The 1,395-nt window shown below is 45.4% G+C and carries 1 protein-coding gene; it reads left to right on the plus strand.

Annotation, left to right across the window (positions count from 1 at the left end; translation table 11 throughout):
* Nucleotides 1-314 precede the first annotated feature (314 nt).
* Nucleotides 315-908 (plus strand): hypothetical protein, encoded by a 594-nt coding sequence (locus ABYW01_RS21280; protein ID WP_372836604.1) that lies wholly within the window; start codon nt 315-317, stop codon nt 906-908.
* Nucleotides 909-1,395 lie beyond the last annotated feature (487 nt).

Raw genomic sequence — 1,395 nt, forward strand, 5'->3', positions numbered from 1 at the left:
AGATCCGTCAGGGCATCGCATGTGTTAAGCACCAGAACATGTCCGGTTCCGACATGGGCGACGACCACAAAGAATACTTTGCAGGCGAGAACGCGCTGAAAGCTGGCGGTGCGAAAAACACCTCTAACCAGTTCAGCTAAGGGCTAGCTCGGTAAAAAGGCAGCCAAACGGCTGCCTTTTTTGTATCTGATCAGTCATTGGCACACGCCGATGCCTGATATAGCGATATCTTTGTAGCATTCAGATATGCGGTGCGTATTGAGGAATCTATAAAAGAATCGACTAGTCTTTTAGGTTAGAATTACCACCCGCTTGTGACTGCAACTGATTTAAGTGATTTAGATATGACTGATACACCTGCTTTTCTTCAAGATGCCAAAGATCTGTTAACCGAACAGGGCTTCACTACCAGCAACATCTGGTATCACGGGACCTCATCAGCACTGGTCGACTCAATCAACGAGCAGGGTTTAAAGCGCTCCGGTGATAAAGCTCTCAAGGCAGCTGCCAAACACACCATGGCAACTATCGGAAATCACTATACAGAAACGATTGAACCGGTATTCCTGACGCAGAGCAAGGAGCTCGCATATTACTGGGCAGGCCAGACTGTAAGAGATCGCAGTGTACGTATTGAGGGCGATGAGCAGCCGGTCGTATTCGCAGTAACACTTCCTGAAGATTTAAATAATCAGGTAAAACCCGATGTAGGTGCAGCAAGTCTGCTTTTGGTACAAGAGGGTGAACAATTTATGGCGCACTTGGCAGGTATCTACCAGGCAAATGGTTTTAATGCGCCGGAAATAGATTTGAGGAAAGCTGACCGCATGGCGTATCTGGATAAATTGGGTATGGCTTATTACGACGCGGATATCGCCACCTCCTGCGTCAGCATCATTACCGAATAATCTATCGCTCGAAAAACCACTGAAACATACTTGTTAATTCAGTGATTATTTTGATAAAGGGTGCTGCGGCACCCTTTTCTGTCTCCACTATTACGATCAGACCAAAATTTTCCGCCCGACTGCATAGCTTCTTCTTTGGGTAAAGACACCGACTGATGAGAGTAAGAGCTCTATAAAAAACAAAACGAGCACCCCTTCTCCCTACCAAAACTCTGTATAAAATCTATACCGTCAAGCTTAAAGAGATAACATTCATTCCCCGCAATCACCGTCATACATCCCGCTAACAAAACTGGCTCTATCCATACCTTTTCTGGCACATATTTTGTGCAGTCGCGTAATCAAAATATTTTTCAACAATATGTTCAGCTCCTTGCACTAAACCACCTTAACCTCAGTTTGAGATCCCTCATATCACTTAAACGTGAAGCCGAGCCCAAAGCACTAAATCACCACTAGCATCACTGTCAGCAGACCAGCTTTTGGC

The sequence above is a fragment of the Pontibacterium sp. genome, from assembly GCF_041587635.1.
Lineage (GTDB): Bacteria > Pseudomonadota > Gammaproteobacteria > Pseudomonadales > Balneatricaceae > Pontibacterium.